General features: G+C 37.0%; 30 protein-coding genes and 1 tRNA gene. 7 read left to right on the top strand and 24 right to left on the bottom strand.

The window, feature by feature from the left end:
- Positions 1–3 precede the first annotated feature (3 nt).
- Entirely contained in the window at positions 4–1923 is a 1920-nt protein-coding gene (locus BMW45_RS22660) for a DNA gyrase/topoisomerase IV subunit B (protein ID WP_092249300.1), read from the bottom strand.
- Positions 1924–2078: 155 nt separating this feature from the next.
- Here BMW45_RS22660 and BMW45_RS22655 point away from each other — a divergent pair.
- Positions 2079–2149 (top strand) — tRNA-Gly (locus tag BMW45_RS22655).
- 49 nt (positions 2150–2198) lie between these two features.
- Here the strand turns inward: BMW45_RS22655 and BMW45_RS29195 are convergent.
- Both BMW45_RS29195 and nrdD read right to left on the bottom strand, forming a co-directional pair.
- On the bottom strand, positions 2199–2447 hold the full coding sequence (locus BMW45_RS29195; protein WP_092249297.1) for a tyrosine-type recombinase/integrase: 249 nt from the start codon (positions 2445–2447) through the stop codon (positions 2199–2201).
- The gene (gene nrdD, locus BMW45_RS29040) at positions 2422–2799 is read right to left on the bottom strand and encodes an anaerobic ribonucleoside-triphosphate reductase (RefSeq protein WP_092249294.1); all 378 of its coding nucleotides are present in this window, start codon (positions 2797–2799) and stop codon (positions 2422–2424) included. Before nrdD ends, BMW45_RS29195 begins: the two co-directional genes overlap by 26 nt.
- A gap of 467 nt (positions 2800–3266) precedes the next feature.
- On the opposite strand from nrdD, the gene BMW45_RS28120 reads away from it, so the two are divergent.
- The 4 genes from BMW45_RS28120 (at position 3267) to BMW45_RS22630 (ending at position 6040) form a co-directional block, all read left to right on the top strand.
- A complete protein-coding gene (locus BMW45_RS28120; protein WP_166433456.1) occupies positions 3267–3830 on the top strand; it encodes a hypothetical protein in 564 nt (187 codons plus the stop codon).
- Positions 3724–4980, top strand: a complete 1257-nt coding sequence (locus tag BMW45_RS22640) for a P-loop domain-containing protein (RefSeq protein WP_207649143.1) — start codon at positions 3724–3726, stop codon at positions 4978–4980. Before BMW45_RS28120 ends, BMW45_RS22640 begins: the two co-directional genes overlap by 107 nt.
- A gap of 203 nt (positions 4981–5183) precedes the next feature.
- Complete coding sequence (locus BMW45_RS22635) at positions 5184–5513, top strand: hypothetical protein (RefSeq protein WP_092249288.1); 330 nt, start codon at positions 5184–5186, stop codon at positions 5511–5513.
- 326 nt (positions 5514–5839) lie between these two features.
- Positions 5840–6040, top strand: coding sequence for a cold-shock protein (locus BMW45_RS22630; protein WP_092249285.1), 201 nt, complete (start codon positions 5840–5842; stop codon positions 6038–6040).
- 38 nt (positions 6041–6078) lie between these two features.
- Here BMW45_RS22630 and BMW45_RS28115 read toward each other — a convergent pair whose 3' ends face one another.
- From BMW45_RS28115 to BMW45_RS22600, 7 genes are all read right to left on the bottom strand, one after another.
- Entirely contained in the window at positions 6079–6243 is a 165-nt protein-coding gene (locus tag BMW45_RS28115; protein WP_166433454.1) for a hypothetical protein, read from the bottom strand.
- Between the two features lie 192 nt (positions 6244–6435).
- Complete coding sequence (locus BMW45_RS22625; protein ID WP_092249282.1) at positions 6436–6999, bottom strand: hypothetical protein; 564 nt, start codon at positions 6997–6999, stop codon at positions 6436–6438.
- A 28-nt stretch (positions 7000–7027) separates the two neighbouring features.
- Positions 7028–7231: a hypothetical protein gene (locus tag BMW45_RS22620; RefSeq protein ID WP_143057081.1), complete on the bottom strand. Its 204-nt coding sequence runs from the start codon at positions 7229–7231 to the stop codon at positions 7028–7030.
- 23 nt (positions 7232–7254) lie between these two features.
- On the bottom strand, positions 7255–8460 hold the full coding sequence (locus tag BMW45_RS22615) for an RtcB family protein (RefSeq protein WP_092249276.1): 1206 nt from the start codon (positions 8458–8460) through the stop codon (positions 7255–7257).
- Positions 8460–8645 carry a hypothetical protein gene (locus tag BMW45_RS22610; protein ID WP_092249273.1) on the bottom strand — a complete coding sequence of 62 codons (186 nt, stop codon included), beginning with the start codon at positions 8643–8645 and terminating at the stop codon, positions 8460–8462. Before BMW45_RS22610 ends, BMW45_RS22615 begins: the two co-directional genes overlap by 1 nt.
- A 133-nt stretch (positions 8646–8778) precedes the next feature.
- The gene (locus BMW45_RS22605; RefSeq protein ID WP_092249270.1) at positions 8779–9213 is read right to left on the bottom strand and encodes a hypothetical protein; all 435 of its coding nucleotides are present in this window, start codon (positions 9211–9213) and stop codon (positions 8779–8781) included.
- A 207-nt stretch (positions 9214–9420) separates the two neighbouring features.
- Positions 9421–9888 (bottom strand): MarR family winged helix-turn-helix transcriptional regulator, encoded by a 468-nt coding sequence (locus BMW45_RS22600; RefSeq protein ID WP_092249267.1) that lies wholly within the window; start codon positions 9886–9888, stop codon positions 9421–9423.
- Positions 9889–10009: 121 nt separating this feature from the next.
- Here BMW45_RS22600 and BMW45_RS22595 point away from each other — a divergent pair, with 121 nt between their 5' ends.
- Complete coding sequence (locus BMW45_RS22595) at positions 10010–10594, top strand: cyclase family protein (protein WP_092249264.1); 585 nt, start codon at positions 10010–10012, stop codon at positions 10592–10594.
- 176 nt (positions 10595–10770) lie between these two features.
- Here the strand turns inward: BMW45_RS22595 and BMW45_RS22590 are convergent, their stop codons facing one another.
- From BMW45_RS22590 to BMW45_RS22555, 7 genes are all read right to left on the bottom strand, one after another.
- On the bottom strand, positions 10771–11019 hold the full coding sequence (locus BMW45_RS22590; RefSeq protein ID WP_092249262.1) for a hypothetical protein: 249 nt from the start codon (positions 11017–11019) through the stop codon (positions 10771–10773).
- 139 nt (positions 11020–11158) lie between these two features.
- The gene (locus BMW45_RS22585) at positions 11159–11860 is read right to left on the bottom strand and encodes an MBL fold metallo-hydrolase (RefSeq protein ID WP_092249259.1); all 702 of its coding nucleotides are present in this window, start codon (positions 11858–11860) and stop codon (positions 11159–11161) included.
- Positions 11861–11966: 106 nt separating this feature from the next.
- On the bottom strand, positions 11967–12770 hold the full coding sequence (locus BMW45_RS22580) for a tyrosine-type recombinase/integrase (protein WP_166433453.1): 804 nt from the start codon (positions 12768–12770) through the stop codon (positions 11967–11969).
- Positions 12771–12861: 91 nt separating this feature from the next.
- On the bottom strand, positions 12862–13305 hold the full coding sequence (locus BMW45_RS22575) for a GNAT family N-acetyltransferase (protein WP_092251161.1): 444 nt from the start codon (positions 13303–13305) through the stop codon (positions 12862–12864).
- A gap of 62 nt (positions 13306–13367) precedes the next feature.
- Positions 13368–13844: a hypothetical protein gene (locus BMW45_RS22570; RefSeq protein ID WP_092249253.1), complete on the bottom strand. Its 477-nt coding sequence runs from the start codon at positions 13842–13844 to the stop codon at positions 13368–13370.
- A gap of 390 nt (positions 13845–14234) precedes the next feature.
- Positions 14235–14429: a hypothetical protein gene (locus BMW45_RS22560; protein ID WP_092249246.1), complete on the bottom strand. Its 195-nt coding sequence runs from the start codon at positions 14427–14429 to the stop codon at positions 14235–14237.
- A gap of 488 nt (positions 14430–14917) precedes the next feature.
- Positions 14918–15673, bottom strand: coding sequence for an alpha/beta fold hydrolase (locus tag BMW45_RS22555; RefSeq protein ID WP_092249243.1), 756 nt, complete (start codon positions 15671–15673; stop codon positions 14918–14920).
- Between the two features lie 277 nt (positions 15674–15950).
- On the opposite strand from BMW45_RS22555, the gene BMW45_RS28110 reads away from it, so the two are divergent.
- A complete protein-coding gene (locus BMW45_RS28110; protein WP_166433452.1) occupies positions 15951–16100 on the top strand; it encodes a hypothetical protein in 150 nt (49 codons plus the stop codon).
- A gap of 378 nt (positions 16101–16478) precedes the next feature.
- On the opposite strand, the gene tnpC is transcribed toward BMW45_RS28110, so the two are convergent.
- The 7 genes from tnpC to BMW45_RS22520 form a co-directional block, all read right to left on the bottom strand.
- Complete coding sequence (gene tnpC, locus BMW45_RS22550) at positions 16479–18017, bottom strand: IS66 family transposase (protein ID WP_092241064.1); 1539 nt, start codon at positions 18015–18017, stop codon at positions 16479–16481.
- Positions 18018–18103: 86 nt separating this feature from the next.
- Positions 18104–18460: an IS66 family insertion sequence element accessory protein TnpB gene (tnpB, locus tag BMW45_RS22545; RefSeq protein WP_092241062.1), complete on the bottom strand. Its 357-nt coding sequence runs from the start codon at positions 18458–18460 to the stop codon at positions 18104–18106.
- Positions 18454–18828, bottom strand: a complete 375-nt coding sequence (gene tnpA, locus BMW45_RS22540) for an IS66 family insertion sequence element accessory protein TnpA (RefSeq protein ID WP_092241060.1) — start codon at positions 18826–18828, stop codon at positions 18454–18456. Before tnpA ends, tnpB begins: the two co-directional genes overlap by 7 nt.
- 205 nt (positions 18829–19033) lie before the next feature.
- Positions 19034–19360, bottom strand: coding sequence for a hypothetical protein (locus tag BMW45_RS22535; RefSeq protein WP_092249240.1), 327 nt, complete (start codon positions 19358–19360; stop codon positions 19034–19036).
- 179 nt (positions 19361–19539) lie between these two features.
- Positions 19540–19752 (bottom strand): hypothetical protein, encoded by a 213-nt coding sequence (locus BMW45_RS22530; protein ID WP_092249237.1) that lies wholly within the window; start codon positions 19750–19752, stop codon positions 19540–19542.
- Positions 19753–20046: 294 nt separating this feature from the next.
- Positions 20047–20454, bottom strand: coding sequence for a hypothetical protein (locus BMW45_RS22525; protein ID WP_092249234.1), 408 nt, complete (start codon positions 20452–20454; stop codon positions 20047–20049).
- Positions 20455–20613: 159 nt separating this feature from the next.
- A complete protein-coding gene (locus BMW45_RS22520) occupies positions 20614–20802 on the bottom strand; it encodes a hypothetical protein (RefSeq protein WP_092249231.1) in 189 nt (62 codons plus the stop codon).
- Between the last annotated feature and the right edge of the window lie 57 nt (positions 20803–20859).

Here is a 20859-nt window from a genome sequence, read left to right as displayed (position 1 = left end):
TCCTTACGCGTCAATCTCAGCTTCATCCGCATGCTCATAGATAAACTGCCGCCTTGGAGGCACATCGCTTCCCATGAGCATTTCGGTGATTTCCGAAGCCATACGGGCATCTTCGATTTCCACCTGTTTCAGCACCCGCCTTTCAGGGTCCAGAGTGGTTTCCCACAGCTGTTCTGCATCCATTTCACCAAGTCCCTTATACCGCTGCAGGGTAAATTCTCCCGTATGGGTCCTGCGGTAGCGCTCCAGCTCCTTTTCATCATAAAGGTACTGTTCTTCTCCCCGCTTTGGAACTACCTTAAACAGAGGCGGCATGGCTATAAACACATGGCCGTTATAAATAAGCTCCGGCATAAACCGGTATAAAAAGGTGAGAAGAAGGGTATCGATATGGCTTCCATCCACATCGGCATCGGTCATAAGGACGATTTTATGATACCGCAGCTTTGAAATATCAAAATCATTGCCGTATCCTTCGGAAAAGCCGCAGCCAAAGGTATTGATCATGGTCTTAATCTCCGCATTGGCCAGAACCTTGTCCATAGAAGCCTTTTCTACGTTTAATATCTTTCCTCGGATCGGAAGAATGGCCTGATGCTGTCTATTACGGGCCGTTTTCGCAGAACCGCCCGCGGAATCTCCCTCTACGATAAAAATTTCACATTCTTTTGCATCCCTGCTTTCGCAGTTTGCAAGCTTTCCGTTGCTGTCAAAGGAAAACTTTGACCTGGAAAGCATGTTGGTCTTTGCCTTCTCTTCCGCTTTACGGATCTTTGCAGATTTTTCCGCACAGCCAATCACTGCCTTTAAGACTTCCAGATTCCGGTCAAAATACCGCTGCAGCTCATCTCCTGCCACAGTGAATACCGCCTTTGTGGCATCGGCGCTTGCAAGCTTTGTCTTTGTCTGTCCTTCAAAGATGGGATCCGGATGCTTTACCGCAACCACGGCAGTTAAACCGTTTCTCGTATCGGCTCCTGTAAAATTGGCATCCTTTTCTTTTAAAATCCCCAGCTCTCTTGCATAGTTATTGATCATCTGAGTAAAACGGGTCTTAAATCCAGCCAGGTGGGTTCCCCCTTCCTGGGTGAAAATATTGTTGCAGAAGCCCAGGATATTCTCCTCAAAAGTATCCACAAACTGCAGGGAAACCTCCACTTCAACCTTATCCATGGTTCCCTTAAAATAAATCGGATCGTGTATTGCATCCTTTCCGGCATTTAATTCCCTTACATAGGCGATGATTCCATCCGGTTCATGATAAATGACGGTTTCCTCTTCTCCCTGCCTTTTGTTCACATAGGTGATATGAAGATCCGGATTCAAATACGCAGTTTCATGAAGACGGCTTTTCAGCCACTCCGCTTTAAAACGAATCTTTTCAAAAATCTCCCCGTCAGGCAGGAAGTTGATTTCTGTTCCTGTCTCTTTTGTTTTCCCTAACGTGGGAAGCAGGCCATCCACCAGTTCTACCGTTGGTATGCCCCGCTCATATTCGTCGTAATGAATCAGACCATTCTTATATATTTTAATTTTCATGTGGGCAGACAGGGCGTTCACAACCGAGGAGCCGACTCCGTGAAGGCCGCCGCTGGTCTTGTAGGCGTCATTGTCAAATTTACCGCCTGCATGAAGGGTAGACAGTACTACTCTCTCTGCCGATATTCCCTTTTTGTGCATCTCCACCGGAATTCCACGTCCTGCATCTTTTACGGTACAGGATCCATCTGCTTCCAGGGTGACCCATATCTGACTGCAGTAACCGGCAAGATGCTCGTCCACCGCGTTATCTACAATCTCATAAATCAAATGGTTCAATCCCTTTGTCCCAACACTGCCTATATACATGCCCGGACGTTTACGAACCGCCTCCAGGCCTTCCAATACGGTAATACTATCCGCATTATACTGTGCTTTTGCCATGTTACTCCTCCACATCTGGTATTGTCATTTCCCATTATACAATGCCTTTTCCAGTTTTGGCAAGTTTCTGGCATTTTTTTTGCTAAATTCATAAAAAAGTATTGAACTTTTCCAACAATCTATGCTATAATATAAAACGTATCGAATGAGATTATGCAGATATAGTTCATTGGTAGAACATCAGCTTCCCAAGCTGAGGAGGCGGGTCCGATTCCCGTTATCTGCTCTGTGATGAAGCCTTAAATTCCTTGTGCTGCAAGGGTTTGAGGCTTTTTTTAACAAAATGAATACACTTGACTACACCTTGTTAACATTAAAAAAGCATTCCGAATCATTTCAAGAGTTTCATTCTTTGGTAATGGATTATAGATATATCCTAATGTCATTTGTGTGTCCGTATGTCCAAGTAAAATGCGTATCTCATCAGTCGGAACGCCATTCGCATCTAATTTGCTAGCGAATGTCTTCCTTATCTTATGTGTTGACTTTTGAGTTATATTAGCTTCGACACAGGCACGTCTCAAAGCGTTGCCTACACAGTTTGACTATAATGTCTTTACCATCTCTTGTTGCAATCTGGACAAAACGGTTGACGTTCATCGTCATCACACCCTTTGATCCGGTAGCAACACACCCCGCCCCAAGAGTATAAGAGAATGTGTTGTCCTGAATTTCGTTTCTTAACCGGCAACATGACGCCAACGAATCCACACTATCACTTGTATATGTAAAGAAAGAATGCTCTTCAGTATACATTTCCGCCGTAAAATCCTTGTATTCCTTATCAACATAATCATTGCCATCGTTGAGCAAGTTCATTGTTTCCACAGGAAATGTTAAAACCGTTTTAGATCTTTCGTGATTAAACCATTTCATAAATCGCATCTGTGACCAACTAACACTCTTCCATACAGGCTACGTACCATCAGGAAAAATAAAGTTATTGAATATTCCATTGAAATATTCCCTATCAAAAGAAGCAATATTTCAGAAAACATTTTGAAAATTCCTCGCAGCAGCTGGCTGACTTAATGAATAAACTACCTGTTCAAAGCATCAGTGATGATTTTATCGATAGTGCGATGCTTGTTTGAAAGATCTACCACTTTAGTGGAAGTGCTTGTATGGATAAGTTAAATATGTTCATAGCGCTCGTAATAGTTTATGAGTTGATCTTAATTTATGGTATCTCAACCAAATCACAGACAACGATACAATTACTTTCCGATATACGGTCGTTGTTGACGGTAGTCCAGTGCAAAAAGAAATTTACGATGGTAAGTGCGCAGTGACATACCTCAAGCCCGGAGGTGAAGTCGCCAGTGAACGCGAGGGAGTACGTCGTGAGCCTACTTATTGGCGCGATGGTATTTCATATACGTTTGAACGCACAAACCGTATGGCTCTTGACCGTCCAACAATCACAATCGCAATTCCCGCCACGCGTCTCGGTATTGATAATTTTACTCCTGCCGCTACGCAGGATCGCGCCGTATTTTAATAGAGTGAATACGGAGTACGAGAATAAGTCCCGTCCACCGAGCGATAATGGAAAATTTTATATCTATGTGCCGGGCGGAGAGATTCTTTCTCGCAATGCGGCTTATTTCTCCTTACGTCCGGCGAAAGACTATGAGAACGGACGCGGGGCAGGTATTTATGTAACAAAATTTATTGACCCACCCCTGGGTCAGATGTGCCTTTGTGTGCGAATTGAAGTACAGCTTCCACACGGAAAGCTCAAGAGAATGCGAAAAATGCTCGCTGGTAATCTACCTGATGAAACGGAACGGTTTATCCGTGAATTTGACAGCGAAGGGTTGCGTTCCGCACTCACTCTCGAAGCAAAACAAAACGCAATCCGTAATTTTTTTGCGAGAGGAAAATTATTGTGCGTTTATCGCTAATGGTAGCATACTTGCAAGAGAGAAAGGTACTGAATTGCCAATGAAGGCCGCACTGCCTTTCCAGAGTACAATCGAGGACGAAATCGAAATTGTTGGTGTGCGCGGCATGGGTGTTCGGCGCGGCATAACTGTTATAACCGGTGGTGGATATTCCGGCAAGTCAACGGTACTTAACGCTATTTCGGCAGGAATATACAACCACGCCGCGGGCGATGGACGTGAGCTGTGCATAACCGTTAACAGCGCCGTTACGATAACAGCAGAGGATGGACGCGCTGTGTCGAGCCTGAACATCTCGCCGTTCATCAAGTGGATTCCCAACGGCGACACTCAAATTTTCTCAACAGCTAATGCTTCTGGCTCTACATCACAAGCCGCAAATATTATGGAAGCCATAGAATGTGGCTCAACACTTCTTCTTATTGATGAGGATAGGAGCGCGACAAACTTTATGATTCGCGACACGCTGATGAAAAAGCTTATTGAAAAAGAACCAATTACACCTTTTACTGATCGTGTGCGTGAACTTTCGACCAACGGTGTATCAACAATACTGGTAATCGGCGGAAGCGGTGAATATCTCTCCGTTGCGGATAAAATCTATATAATGGATGACTTTGTAATCAATGACGCGACTTCGCGAGCAAAAAGCATCTCGCCGGCACCTTCAGAACCTCCGAGCATCGCTGATTGGACAACGCGGCGAATTTTAATTAATAACCGTTTCACGTCATATCCTGAAGGTAGCGGCTCCGAAAGACTTGAGGTATCCGACACAGGCTTCATAGTAATTGGCGATGAGTGCATTGACGTTCGCGCTCTGCACGACATCGCAACGACGGCACAGGTGGATGCGCTTGCATTTATGCTACGTTTTTTGCAACGCGGAGCTGATGACGGCAACGAACTTGAAATTCTGGCGCGTGCAATGCGCGGTCTTACTTGCAATATGACTACGCATGAGATTGATGTTGCCGAGCACGTAGGCAAATTATACGCACAAATCGAGCAAGAGGGTATAAATATCGTTGATACAGTTTTTTTTATAGCAATGAATAGATTCCTTGACTTGCCTCGTGAGTTTGAGTTGCGCGCCGCCATAAATCGTATGAGATGTACAACTTTTTCAGTTACGCGGAAAATCAATTAATTGGTAAAATATCAAAGCACTCTGTGGACAATGCTTATCACAGAGTGCTTTGATAAACTAAAACAAAAGTCTTACCCTATGATGACGATTTTCTTCTCAAAATAGTTTTATTTCTACAATTTCTCCATACTATCTACACATAATAATATTATCCTTTATGTATGCTAGTAAAATGCAGATATATTAAGAAAGAGGTAGTTAATATGATGAAGAAACTAATTTCACTCGTATCAGTAGTAGTATTGGCACTGTCTATGGCAACAGTTGCATTTGCAGCTCCTACAAATACACGGTACAAAACAGAGGCCGCCGCCTATGGCGCTTGCGGCGGCTTAGGGTATGACCTGATGAGAGATGCCAACGGAAACTTTTTAAGCCAAGAAGATTTTGAGGCCAATCTCGACAAGGCGATCGCAGACGGCGATATTGCTTCTGCTGACAGGGGATATTATGTTAAAATGTACGATTACTGTGTGGCAAACGGCGGCAGCTTTGGAGGAAGAGGCTTCGGCGGTCGTGGTTGCGGAAGATAATCCCTGACAAACAAACGAGAAATTAAAAAGCACTCCTTGTAGGCAAAGCTTGCAGGGAGTTTTTTATCCTCCTTACAAGGTTGTATTTCTCCTTTGGTTATTGTTTTAAATACTCTACATGCTCTTATAGATTTCTTTTATTACATATACCTTTTTTCTTATAATCCTCTATTGACTTATACTAATTATTGTGTTATGTTAAAATAGTATTTTAATAAAGTCTTGATTTCGCATATATACGTAAGTCATTATTCTATTGATGATTTACTTATATATGCGATTTTTGGTTTTAACAAATATAATTTTTATTTAAGGAGGTATCTTTCATGAATAAAGGTACAGTAAAATGGTTTAATGCACAAAAAGGATTTGGCTTTATCAGCGACGGGCGAGGCACCGAATATTTCGTTCATTTTTCAGGCCTGGCTATGGACGGTTATAAGTCATTAGATGAGGGACAGTCTGTAACATTTGATGTAGCAGAAGGTAATCGTGGGCCACAGGCTGTTAATGTTCGTCTTGCATAAACCAAGTGATAAAAAAGACTGCTTATAAGTGGTCTTTTTTATTTATGTCTTCTATCAAAATTTCTTTCAATGTTTTCTGGCAGCACCTTTGGTTCAACAACCTCTTCCCATTCAATGTCAGCTACCACATTATCTTCAAAATCTTCTTCTGTATATCCATATTTATAATAATCGTACCACCATAAATCTTTACCGGCTATCATCTTTAATCATTTCCCCATTTCTCAATTTAAAGAACCATTTCTTGGCTATAAATAACTCTTAATTTTCTCATACGCGTCACTTGGTACGATGTTCTTATAACCAAAGTCGTATAGCCTAAGACGCAAAGAAAGACGATAGTGAATAAATCTATCGTCTTTCTGACTTCGGCTTAAACGAAATCGGAAACCAACTCACAAATTATTATAAGAATTGACTTCAAACGTCATTTCGCCATTAATATATCCAGCATTCATCTCTGTCAAACAGCCCCTTCCCCATCTATTCGATGTGCGCTTATCAGTCCAGTTTAAATAATCACGTTCTTCCTCATAAATCACAGCAAAATAACACTGGCAATCCAGTTTCATCTTCTGTCTATATTCTTTCATTTTTTGGATATCACGTTTAATAACATTTGCTGTACCCTGAGAGTTTCCATATTCATATTTTAACTCAATAATTGCAACAATTTCTGTGATCATATCTTTCAAGAATCGTTTTTCTTCACTACCTACTTTTACAATCACGATATCTGGACGATATTTTAGTCCTCCCATATTTATATAATATTCTGGGTATATACGAAGATTGTTCTCTTTTAAAATGCTATCCAGTTTTCTTCTCATATGATAATATAATGCACACTTTAGACTATCTTCTCGTAAAAGGCGATATTTATCATAATCGCTTTTTACGTCTACTTTCCAAATTTCTTTTATCGTTCTGTCAATTTCAACTAAAACTGTTTTATCCATAGTATTTACCTTATAAGAAACAGTTCTTTTATTTATTCTCTTTTAGCTTTACAACATCATATAAGTTAACACTCATATCAATATGATCTGCATCGTCATTCCATTTTACATAAGCCAAACCAAATATTGTACCCTTATCTATTGTACCATCTTTAAATGAGCCGTCTTCTCGATTATATTTTCTTACCCTATCACCTTTTCTCAACACAGAGAAATTCTCTACCTCCTTCACCCATACCCCTTAGAATAGTTATTTCATTCGCCGCCAGCTTTGAAATTGTAAATCGGTTTGATGACGCTTTCAATATCTACAGTAGCAGCAATGTTATTTACGATGTCTTCCATACCTTTATATGCCATTGGGCATTCGTCTAAAGTTTCTTTATTTACTGATGTCGTATAAATTCCATTCATTTGCTTTTTAAACTCTGATACAGTAAACGTCTCTTTTGCTTGCGACCTACTCATTAATCTACCAGCTCCATGTGGGGCAGATTGATTCCAGTCATCATTTCCCTTTCCAATACATACTAGGCTGCCATCCCTCATATTTATAGGAATAATCAAGCGTTCTCCAATTTGGGCTGATACAGCCCCTTTCCGGAGAATCATATTGTTTACATCTATATAATTGTGAATTGTTGTAAATTGTTGAGTTACACGAACTCCCATTCCTTTAATTATCTCATCCATCATTGCCTGACGGTTATACATCGCAAACTCCTGTACTATTTTCATATCATGGATATACTGCTCAAATAATTTTCCGCTTACGTAAGCAAGTTGCTTTGGTACATTTGTTCTTTTCACATTTTTCAGATCTGACAATGCCTTCTGAATTTCATTCTCTCTGCCTTGTTTCTTCAACTCATCAATTAGGTTCTCTCTGTCAGAAGACGATGAGCCATTTAACACCTCATATGCTTGATTTTGATAAAAATTAGCCACTTCAAGCCCAAGATGACGGCTCCCGGAATGAACAACTATATAAATATTGCCATCATCATCCTTATTACACTCAATAAAGTGATTACCACCACCAAGTGATCCAAGGCTCCTCTCAGCTCTATCTAAATTTACCTTGTCTACACAATATAATTCTTCAATTTGGCATTTGTCAAAATATCTGTGCGTTTTAGTTCTAACATTGAAGCCTGATGGAATCTTTTCATAAATTAATTTATCTAGTTTCTGCAATTCGATGTGTTTTTCTTTAATCTGGACACATTCCATCCCACACCCTATATCCACTCCAACAAGGTTAGGAACAATCTTGTCAGTAATGGTCATCGTAGTACCAATGGTACAACCAGCCCCAGCGTGAATGTCTGGCATTAATCTTATTTTGCTTCCAGCAACAAATTCTTGATTTAATAAAAGCATTACCTGTGCTATTGATGCCTCATCTACAACATCTGTAAATATTTTTGCTTCGTTATATTTTCCTTTTAATCCTATCATTATTCCCTTTCATTCCTCTTGATCTTATCCAACTTTTTCTTCTTTATATTTATATGTCTTACCCTGGCACGAGGTAAATATTTATCACATTTTTGACAGTATCCTTTATGATCTGCCTCTCGCCCCTTCTCGCACTTTCCCGCGCATATGTAATATTTGCAGGGAGTTTCTCTATCTTTAGCCATATTTACACCTTCAGTTTTCGTTTCACCATTCTTTCACTCCTACCAACTTCTTTCAGCCCATACTAAGCATTTAACAATATGTAGGAATCAAGACATGTATCACTGAAAACACATGTCTCAATTTCTTTTTTTCTCACAAAAACTGATGCATATCTTCGGAAAGCTTTTCTTCAAGGCTAATAAGCCGTTTCGTAATATCTTTAGGCTTTTCGTCAGCCGCCTTATACTGGTTTAGATACTTATTGAGCGATTTTACGCCCATATTGCATCCATCAGTTATCAAATCAGCAATTGTATGATCTGACTCCTTCATAATCAATTTCACATTTGTTTTTATCCACGACATACCTTTAGCCATTGGGTTCGGCTCTTTGCCGTCGTCATGAAGTTCATCTAAGAGGGTGCGAATTTCCTCTTTTAATTTAACATGTTTATCTTTGCAGTCAATCAGATATTTTTTCAGCTTATCATCATAGGCATATTCTAAAACTTCATCAATTGACGCAACCCCCATTTTTATCCCTGCATCGCACTCACGTAACAGTTTTATTGTATCTGATTCTCTCATATTTTCATACAACTCCTTATTTTATTGTGTAAAATAAGTATGTCTATTTTTATTGTTTATATCCAATTTTCATTTTTATCCCCTTCTTACATATTACGTATAGATGTATCTGCAAGCCAACCATGAGCACACATAAAACTGAACTTTTAATGGACTTCACAGTCTGTTACTGAAAGTCCATTCCTTTTAGATGGCTTAATTGACATTCTATATCTCTACAAGTCCGTCAAAAAACCTTTTCAGAATGCTTAACTCATGTTCTGAAAAAGAACTTATTAATTTGATTAATTTATTTAATGACTCTTGATGAAATTGTTCATGGAGCAGAAATACTTCTTTTCCGGCTTTTGTTAAGGCGTAATACTTTTCTTTTTTATTGCCCGCTTTAAAGTCACACACAATTAATTTTTTTGTAACTAACCGGTTTGTAATTTTTGAAATTCCACCCTTTGTAATGCTCGTTCCAAGAGAAATATCTGTAGCATTTGTAAATTCATTACTACCAATATAGGCAATAACATGCAGTTCTGACAAAGATAACCCTTGTAGATTATCATAGACACTAACTTCTTTTGTTAATCCATTGTAGAATGTAGATGTTGAAAAGTCTTTTATATTGCTGCGATTTACAATGGTAAGAATTTGTTCAATAATTTGATTCGCGTTTTTATTCATACTGCACCTCACTATTTGTTTCCATGTAAATTATATTTCTAAAACTCTTGACAGTCAAGCGAAATAGTTATATTATAACATTATTTCCATGGAAACTATATTATAATAAGGAGCATTCACTATGTATATTGATCTAACAATCCCAATTGAAAATGAAACCTTTAAGAATCTCATTGGGAGCAACAATAAGGATATTTTAGTACAGAAATTTGGTCATTTTGGAACACATTTTGATGTAATGGATAAGGAATTCCCTTTGGATTACTGTGAAAGAAAAGGGAAAATATTTGACGTTTACCATGTCACGGAAAGAGAGATTACAGTATCAGATATTCCTTTGCAAGAAATTGAGGAAGGCAATTTTGTGATTTTGCATACAGGCATTTTAGAAAAGTACGGATATGCTTCAAAGGAATATTTTGAACAGGCTCCACAATTATCACATGAGTTGATTCAAAGTCTAATTAAGAAAAAAATATCTATTCTGGGCATAGATATAGCAGGTGTACGGAAAGGCAAGGAACATGCCGAAGCAGATCAACTTTTTGCCAATCATGATGCATTTATCGTTGAGAATTTGAGTAGTCTTTCTAAATTAATGCAATATAAAAACCGGAATTTTATAGTTCACACTTATCCATTGGCACTCAAGGGAGTAAGTGGTCTTACCTCCCGTGTAATTGCCGAAATCCCCGAGAAAAAATAATTTTACAATGTTTACGACCCTTTTTGCCATAATTAACTATCATAGATACACCTTGCTTTTGAAAGAAAGCAGGTGTATTCTTTTCAGTCGCCCCTCCGCAAAATAAAGGAATTGCATAGATATATGCTATCCCTTCCAAAATCATATACCTCCAAGGAAAACAGCATTTCATAGCATTATAGAATATCTTCATATTCGTCATTTACGATATTTATAGCTCTTCTGACTGCTTGATCTATAAATCTAATATTGTCATCATCCATAATTATTTTTAGCCGTTCTACAGTCTTGTCTATTTCTGGGCATAAATGCAGCTCGTCTATTACCTCGATTAAAAAATCAGCCATATCCTCAGAATCCGTTGCCTTATCACAGTTACCATAATCTTGTATAGTAATTAGTCTATCTAGCAAACCATTTTTCATAACATTCTCACTTTCTACCGACTTGAAAACCGGATTTTATCGTTCAATTATATTTGCCTATAATTCATCTGTCCTATATGCTTATCATCTTTATCAATGAAAAGCATAGCCCTCTGTAACTACTTCAAATGAGTTTCTTCTATTCAATATTAACTATACTAAAGCCCTGTTTATTCGCCTTTTCATCAAAATTCTCCCCATCTATATGAATGCAAAAAACTTGACTTCTATATTCTTCAGGCACTAATTCACATAATTTTCTTAATGATGTATGAACACTGTCTTTTGAATCATCTATACATGTATCATGATATACTAAATTTCCATGCTTTAAAAAATTAAAGATATCGATATTAGTCTCATAGGTATCTCCACTATAAAAAATGCTATTTCCTATATCAAACCTTAAAATATACGAATAAGTATTAAGTGGCTTTACATGTTTAGTTATTTTTGAGTTTATATTTAACCCCAATGATTCAATTCTTTTCTCATTGGAGTCTAATATTTCAAAACTTTCATTTTCTTTAAGGCCTAATAGCTCTAAAAATACTTTCATTCTTTCTTTTTCATTAAAGTATACTTTTGTTGCTATTTTATATTTCCAATAACAAAAGCCAATAAATCCACCTAATGAACCTATATGATCTGAGTGCATATGAGTTATTAATATATGAACCTCCTTAACCCCATTCATTAAATTTTTCTCTAAGATTTTTTTAAATACCGTTTCTCCACAATCAATTAATAATAATGCTTCATTTTCTTTAATATATGCTGATGTATTGGTTTCTGTAGAATGATATCCAGAACCTCTACCTAAAAATATTAGTTTATTCATAAACTACTCCTTTTTATTGATTCACTATTACGTCCAATAAAATCAATCTTTCAAATCTAAGTATTTACTTGCTACATAAATTATAACATACCATCATTCTACCACATTACTTATCGTATATAAATGACATTCTCTGTTTTCCAGCCTCAATATTTTTCTTTTCTAAACAGGCATATCTTTCTGTGATTCTTAGATCACTATGACCTAGCTGACTGGACACTTCCAATAATGCCTGGCTTTTATCAGGAGCGTTTGTAATATACTGGTAGGCCATCGTTTTTCTAAGTCCATGAGTCCCTATCTTCTGTTTAATGCCAGCCTCTTTCCTTATATTCTCCATTATCTTCCACCACTCTTTAGGATTGATATTTTCACCTTTTTGGCTTTTGAATATATAGGCAACAAGCTCCTGCTCTGAATCATAGTTATTTAACCAGGTTAACCAATTAGAAAGTGCAATTTCAAAATCATCATTCCAGGATAGTTCAATGTGTTTAGCCTTGACGATTTCCCCGCCATCATCTCTCCTAATCGTTTTTTCAGGTACGTAATCAGCCAATGATTTATAACTCCAATCCGTATCAAAAATATCAGACCATTTAAGGGAGCAAAAATCTCCACCTCGTAGGCCTACATTGATAGCACAAACAAACATTGTGAGGTTCCGCCTTGCAATTTTCTCTTTAGATAAAGAAGCAGCGTATTCAATTCTGTCTTGGAATATCTTATATATCGCAATGATTTCATCACGTTCATATAAGCACTCCATTTTTGTAGATTCTCTTATGCCGATCTTTTTCTTAGATCCATAACGCAAATCTGGTGTGCCATCCGCTTTTAAATGAGGATATTTGATCACGTCTGCACTCTTATTTTCCATTATACAGCGACTCTCCTGCATAGCTAGCATATTGACTACCTCCTTATAATTCATTGCCTTATAAGCACTATAAAAGGCACTGGATTATTATTCTCCAATGCCCATTTACTGCTAATTATTTTTACTTTCCCATTATAACTAAATCTCCAAAATCTTCAAAGCCATTCTTTTTATAAAATTGAAAAGATGGAAAATCTTTTTCTGTATTTAATATTATACCATTTAATCCCTCTTTTTTAATATCCATTTCAATTTCTTTAATAAATTTACTCCCAATGCCTCTTCCTTGTAAAGCATAATTTATACAAAATTCATCTATATAGTATTCAAATCCTTTTATCCAAGGTTTTTTCATACCAATACTTAACCCTTGTATCTTTCCATTAATACTAATCACATACCCTAAAAAATAGTTATTAGCAAAATGATTCTTAAAAAAATCTCTAACCTGGTCTCTTGATTCATATTCGTCATTCCAAGGTTCTCTCGAAAAAGTTGAAATAAATAGATCAACGCTTTCATCTATCATATTTTCTTCCATTCTGGTTACTACTATATTTTCCATTTCCCTATATCTCCAAGTAATTATTTGATTATCCCATAACTTAAGTTGTTTTATCATAAAACTTAGATTTTATTTCCGGCTAAAGCTTTCCACCTTTTAGCCGCATCAATTAAATTTCTATCTTCTAAATGGCTAGTTGCTAAACCGCAATATTCATAAAATTCATTTTTATTTCTTATATTTGAATAAATAAAGTCAACTGTATTAGGATCACAGAATGATAACACATTGTCTACATATATAGATTTTGTATTATAACACCCCTTATTCATGCCATTATCTCTATAACCGTCTTCTGGTAACAAATCCTTACCTTTCATAAAATTAAAGATTACTAAGTCATCTCCATAATGAAGATATTTAACAACTTCTTCTAACGACTCAAAAGTAATTGAGCCTTCTTCTAAAATAACCACTTTACCTATATAGTCTCTATATGGAAAATATCCACCTTTACCCCACATATTTATGGAACTCTTACCGATCTTACAAAAAATTGCTCCGTTATGTTCTTCTTTAATTAAATCATCTAATGTCATATTCAAAATCTCCTCAATCAAACTCAAAATTTATTTATCATTCATATTCTTATAAAAGTCGATAATTTATATTGATTCAAGTATTTTTCATTAAAATAAGATATGAGTTTGTCACACGCATTACGCATTTCTTTCTGTTTATTATGCTCTTCAATTTGTTTCCTCTCACAATCCTTGCACTTTAAACAGCTTTCTTCTTTTGTTCTATTCCAGTCATCCATGTAGTGTCTTTCAATTACAAACCCTTTACCGCACGAACATGATCTCTTGTTAGTGCTTATTAATTCCCAACTCATTGTGCTTCGCCCCTCATTTCATCTTTAATATTTTATATAAAATACATTGACATCTAAATATTATTATATTAATCCAATAAAACAATCCTTTTAACTATGCTACATTACTACTCTCTTTTCGGAAACAACGCATTCCAGTAGGAGTCTGCTCCCAACCTAGACTTCTTTTTAGCTGTTCCCAATCGTCAGATGACATTACATGAGTCCCATGTGCTGCCTCAATAACCACCATATACTCATTGCCGCAACAAAACATACCAATCACTTTATATCCATCTAAGCCATTCATATAATCTTCCTACATTATACTATTTTCATAATACAAAAGCCACTAGATTTTCATAATCCGATGGCCGTCAGCAATGTATTCTATTCTTTATTTGTAATGCCCGTTGTTGATTCTTTTCGTCATTTCTTTCTTTGAATATTTACTAGAATCTCTCATGATCCCATCTAGTTCTCTTGTGTTCTCAGCCGGTGTGTTAGGTGCCGTACTTTCTCTAAAAACAAGCCTATAATTAATCCTATAAATGCTAATGCTCCCATATTATCATCTCCTATTTATTTGGTAATTGCTTCTCTATTATTTTTACCGTTTCAAGTTATTGCCACGCTCCACTCAATCGCCTTCTAATCACCATATCATACCATCGAAATAGTTCTTTCATCAGTAAAATATCAGTTTACTTGATTAAATTGGTGCATAAAAAACTACTAACTTAATTAATGATAGTTAGTAGTTTTCTTTGCTAATTTATTGATAGATTTATTTATCCGTTACTTGTTTAAAAAGTTTTTACTAATTTCAATAAACTCCTCTTGATTTGACAGCATTGCAGGATGTCCGCCGCTTTCAAACAAATACTGTTGTCCGTGTTCTATCTTATGAAGCATATTCTTAAATAAGGCTTCATAAAAACCACATGGAAATAATGGATCCTCTTTACTTCCAGTAAACAGCACCTTCGGTTTTAATTCATAAAGCGACTTATGGAAAAAGTTCCTTATATGATTTGCATGAGCAATCACGGCGCGTGTGTCCGCATCTACGACACGTTCCCAATCTATGCCATTCATCATTTTATAAAACATTCTTGCACCATAATCATTTTTAGATACCTTACGCCCCTGTCGCAGAGCTTCAGTTATATCCGGATTTGCCTGTTCGCCTTCAAAACTATCAGCAATGAGGTGACTAACAAGATCTGGGCGTTCCAGCGAAACATTTAGAGCTGCGAGAGCACCGCCACTTGTACCGATAAGTTTTACATTCCGGTATTTCTTTTCTTCCAAAAAGCAAATTACTTGCATTCCTTCATCATACCATAAGTCTTCTGCTAATTCTGTAACACGATCAGATTTCCCATAACCAAGAAAATCAATTAAGATGACTCTATAGTCCTTTGCATACTTAGATGCAATATCGGAAAACATGACAGATGATGCTGTATTTCCATGCAGCATCAGTAAAGGAGTACCTGTACCAATCTCTTGATAGTAAATCTTCTGTTTTTGATAAATAAAATAAGCCATATAAGCCTCCTGTTTTTCTATAATTCTATTATTATAGTACAGCAAGGCCGAATATTTTTTGAAACGGCCTTGCCGTTACATCCAAATCCCCATCTTACAAGGCTCCTTCCAAATTCCAGCTTTACGCTTATTATTTAAAAACTCCTTAAATAGAATATCACTAAAGTTATCAACTATCAATATTAAGTTTCCAATGTACATTATTTCATTTATTAATCTCTTTGTCATTCGATCTAAAATCTGATACAATGTAACCACATATGAAAGGAGATTATCAATGAAAAAGAAACATGAAGCTGCTAAAGTTAGTGACGAAAAGGTAAAACTCCCTAAAGCTAACGAAAAGTTAATTGATCAAACTTATTTCAAAATAGACAAAAACGGAAAAGTTACATATTCTAAAAAGCCATTTAACCAAACTAACTAGTTTATTGATTTCTTATTGACATCCTATAGTTAGCCTAATTTATTATTTTCTATTTATTTCCTTAATATTTTTTTAGATTATGTCCATATTAATATTGTGTTCAATAACACATCATTATAAAACGGAGGTGTCAGGCTATGGATGGCAATGCGGAAATAACAGTTAGCTGTTAGCGAAGTGTTGTTAACAGCTTAACCCTTAGTTCGAAAAATGTCCCCAAAATTAATTTGGGGACATTTTTCTTTATATCTTATGATTCCAGTACAAAGAAATGATTTTTTCAACGTTAAATTTACGCCTAATTTCTAGTATGTAAGCGTCAAATAAGTTGGTGTATAGAAAAACAGACAACCTCTGTTTATAATTGAAGGTTGTCTGTTAGCGACAAAGTTTTTGAACCATTGGATCCCATGGCATATATTCTTCCAGATATTCTGGATATTCAAGAAATGCAGTTCCGGGAATATCGCTGAGAATGAATTGGATATACTTCCATGGATTTAATCCATTGGCTTTGGCGGTTTCAATTAAAGTATAAATACCTGCACTTGCTTCTGCCCCTTTGGGACTTCCTGAGAACAGCCAGTTCTTGCGGCCGATTGTAAATGGCCGGATGCTGTTCTCCGCCAGATTGTTTGATATGCTGCAGTTACCATCAAGAAGATAATTCAACAGTCCATCTTTTTGGTTATTCGCGTACTGAAAGGCTTTGCCCAGTTTGGAACTCGGAAGTACTTTAGGTGAGATTTCTTTTACCCATGACCAAAAGGCATCCAGTACAGGTTTTTCCTGTAGTAGACGCTGTTCTTTCCGCCCTACGGGGGATAGGATTTCCAGTTTTTTCTCAATCTCAAAAAGTTGGTTGATATATTTGACTGCCTGAGCTGGAATGGTTGCTTCTGGGCTGTCTACATCTTTGGGGAGAGTTTCAACAAAGTATCTCCGTAGATGGGTCCAGCAGATGCACCGGATAATACCAGATACTTTTTCATATCCTTTGTAAGCATCGGTATGAATGAATCCATGGTATCCCTCCAGATATTCCTGAGGATATTTTCCGCTTCGCCCTGGTTGATATACGAACTGGCGAATTGGCTGCTCAAAGCCTTTGATAGAGCAGTATACCCACATATAAGAATCCGTTGTATTCTTTCGATTTGGTTCATTCATGACCTGTACGGGTGTTTCATCTATGTGAAGGTATTGCTGCTCTAATAGTTTTTTATGAAGGAGTCCAACAACCGGGGAAAGCCAGTCCCGATAACTGGTAAGAATCCAGTTTGACATCGTTGCACGGCTTAAGGCTACTCCGAGGCTTTCCCATTCCTTTTCCTGACGGTATAAAGGAACAGCAAGTTCATACTTTTGATGAATGACCCATGCAACCGCTCCGGGGGAAGCATAAGAGTGTTGGATTACCGGATAAGGCATTGGAGATTTCTCCATGTATTCTTTTCCCTCCTTACGGCACTTTCTGCATTCAAAGGTCTCATGGTAATAATCGATGACACGCACTTTAGCAGGAATAAATTCAATTTCAGTACGGACGAATTCCTCCCCAACAGATTCAAGTGGAGTGCCGCAGGTTTCGCAGAAGCGGTCTTCTTCCGCAAGAGTACAAAGTTTCTTTTCATGGGGGAGATCCTTCAACAGTTCTTCTTTTTGCCCTTTGTGTTTGCGGCGGCGATAAGACGCAACATCTTTCAAATCTGGCTCTGCCGCCTTCGGGTCCGAGGAGGTTTCAGCTTCATCAAAAAGAGACATCTGTCCCTCGAGTCCAAGAGATGATGTCTGCTCCGTAGTCCTGCCATAAAGTTTTCTGGTCAGAAAAACAACCTTTTCGTGAAGAAGAAGGTTTTCTTTTTCTAACTCAGCGATGCGGTTTTCGAGATTTTCAACCTGATTGTTATGCGCCATTGATGACAGTCCCTTTGCTTTTTAACTGTCATAATTATACCATAAAAGCGCCGTAAAATCCAGTAAATACGGCACTTTTCGGCACTTTATATAATCATTTCTGGATAGGATTTTTTCACTGCTTTTGGTTGGTTGATGGACAGCCCTTCCATGAGCCACCGGAACTCCTGCCCCGATATTAGCCTCACTTCAGCCTGTGTCCTGGGCCACTGGAAAGTTCCATTCTCAAGTCTCTTATAAAGTAAGACAAAACCATCGCCCTCCCAGAAGAGAGCTTTGATGCGGTTGCATTTACGGCCACAGAACAAAAACAGGCTGTTGGAAAAAGGATCAAGTTTGAAGTTCTGTTGTACAATGGCGGACAGGCTATCAATGGATTTGCGCATATCCGTATAACCGCAGGCAAGATAGATATGTTCTGCCTTTGAAATGTCGCCTAACATAGATGCCTAATGGTACGAAGAGTATTTTCGATTGTTTCCTGGTTTGCCCCATTTTGAATTTCCAGAGTCATATTTCCAATTCTGATGATGACAGCGGTTGATGAGCTGGATTTGGCAACTGCATACGGAACTTCAGCAAACATGGAGGGATGGGAGACAACTGTTGAAACTTTAGGTTTTCTTTCAGCAGGAATCGTATCAAACGCTTCATGCTTGATTTTGCGAAGCCAGTAATAATAGGATTTTATACTGACATCATGAGCGGTACACCAATCAGACACTTTCTGATTGCTTGCCCTGCATTTTTGAATCCGCTCTATCCAAAGGCTAAGTTTTTGGGAATGAGTCGCTACTGTTAAGCTATCCATAGATAAATCTCCAATCCCTTAAGGTACTTAAGTTCCTTAAGACTTTTAGAATTAGAGCTATTATCTCACAACTAAAAGTAAAAAAATACACACCGACTTATTTGACGCTTACCTTTCACCCATTAGAGCCCGCCCATAACGGGCAAACATAAAAAAGCAACTACCTTTTAGATAGTTGCTTACATATAAGCCTATGGGTATTAACCTATTTCATCTGTTTCCAGTATTTTGATAGAAAAGCAAATGTAATAATAGGATTTATTAAACCGGTTAATGAGGTTATAATACCTATATCATGTATTGCCACATTTAGAACCATTGTAATTATTGTAAAAACTATAATGGCATAAAAAGCAATCTTTCTTTTCTTAATTAACAACAGTATATAAGCTGCGCAGCCAGCGACACCTATAACAGCCAAATCAAAAAATCCTGCTGTACAATTGACAATTAGAGCAAGAGCGCTAAAAACGATGCAAATGATACTCCAGATTTTAATACCTTTACCAAATACTAATGTTTCTTCATTCATCTTATTACCTCTTTCTTTTTATAATACTACATTATTATAATCGACCTTACCAATTAATTCTTAATGCTTTTTTTTAAAAACAAAAGAAGCTGAGTGTTTTGAACCGTTTCTGAATTGACGATAAATGGTAATAGACAATGCTCTAATCATATTTTGAATCCTCCATTCAAATCAGCATTTTATTGTTTTACATACTTATATCCTATCAGTAATGCAACTCCTACGCTCCCATCTTTGCACCTGTGTTTGCGAATATCTTTCAATGGATATTCCATGATATCTTCATCTGTAACCATATTTGTACTAAAGCCATTAAATTTCTCTCCACATAGCTGACATTTAAAAGTCGACTCGTATGGTGTAGATGGATTTCTATTAATATTCTTGTTCATTTTTTCTTCCTCCCTATATTTCACTAATGAAAACACGCTTTCAATTAAGAAGAGAAAATCTAGTAGATAGATTCACTCTTCGTTAAAAAAAATAGTCGATAACGTATGACTATTATCGACTAATGACTTCATTCTCTTATGGACAACTTTTCGATTCTATACATTAATAAGGTCTTCTACGTTTTTTCATAGAATACCTTATTGTAATTACTTTATGAATTTTTATTACTTGGAAGATGATATATAAATATCTTTCAACAGTTAATGCCTAGCCTTTGTTATGGACTGCTTAATTCAGAACTTTAAATTCTCTTTATACTTTTTCCATACCAACAAGCTATTCACAAAGGAGCTAAGGAACAAGGCAAAGCATAATAGGGCTTCAGGTCCAATAAATATTTCAGGAAAAAATTTTCGGGATATAATGGATAAATATACTACCACGGCAAGGGTTGCCAACCCGTCTACGTCAACTCTGGGAATTGGATGGATTTTCTCTCTAAGCCATTGACGAAAAAACAGCAAAAGTCCCAAGCTAAAAGGCAAGAGCAACCGTAGAATCATAATTTGATACATGTAAGCATAGAATTGCTCGTTAAGCCGTGTATAGTGTTTTATTAACTCTGTACCACCAATCAAAATAGTTAGACATGCTAGTGTAATAAAAATGAAGAGAAATGCGAAAAGTATAGTCTTTTTCATGGCTGCCTCCTATGATGAGATGCAACTACACCTCATAACTTATTCTTATAATAATTTATTATCATGCCTATTACAACAAAAACTTGAATATAATGCCATATTTTTTCTATTTGTAACCATTTATGAGGAAAACTCTTTTTATCTTTTATCCGAACACATTCATCTATACTCATCAATAAACGCTTCTGTTGTAATCATACCTTCATACCAACAGGCAGCTCCTGACATTACTCTCGATCCGTTTAAATAACTCTCAAGCTGCCTTTCAAAGTACCCAAGCATATCATCATCAAATACCGCCTTCAGTTTGTCAAAGTCCTTGCACTGTTCTAATTCTCTATACCCCATACAAAACACCTCCTATATTAAATCTACCGCTAATTATGTGCGGTTAGTGACCTATGC

The organism is Lacrimispora sphenoides (genome assembly GCF_900105215.1).
Lineage (GTDB): Bacteria > Bacillota > Clostridia > Lachnospirales > Lachnospiraceae > Lacrimispora > Lacrimispora sphenoides_A.
This window is presented reverse-complemented; position numbering and strand designations above follow the sequence as displayed.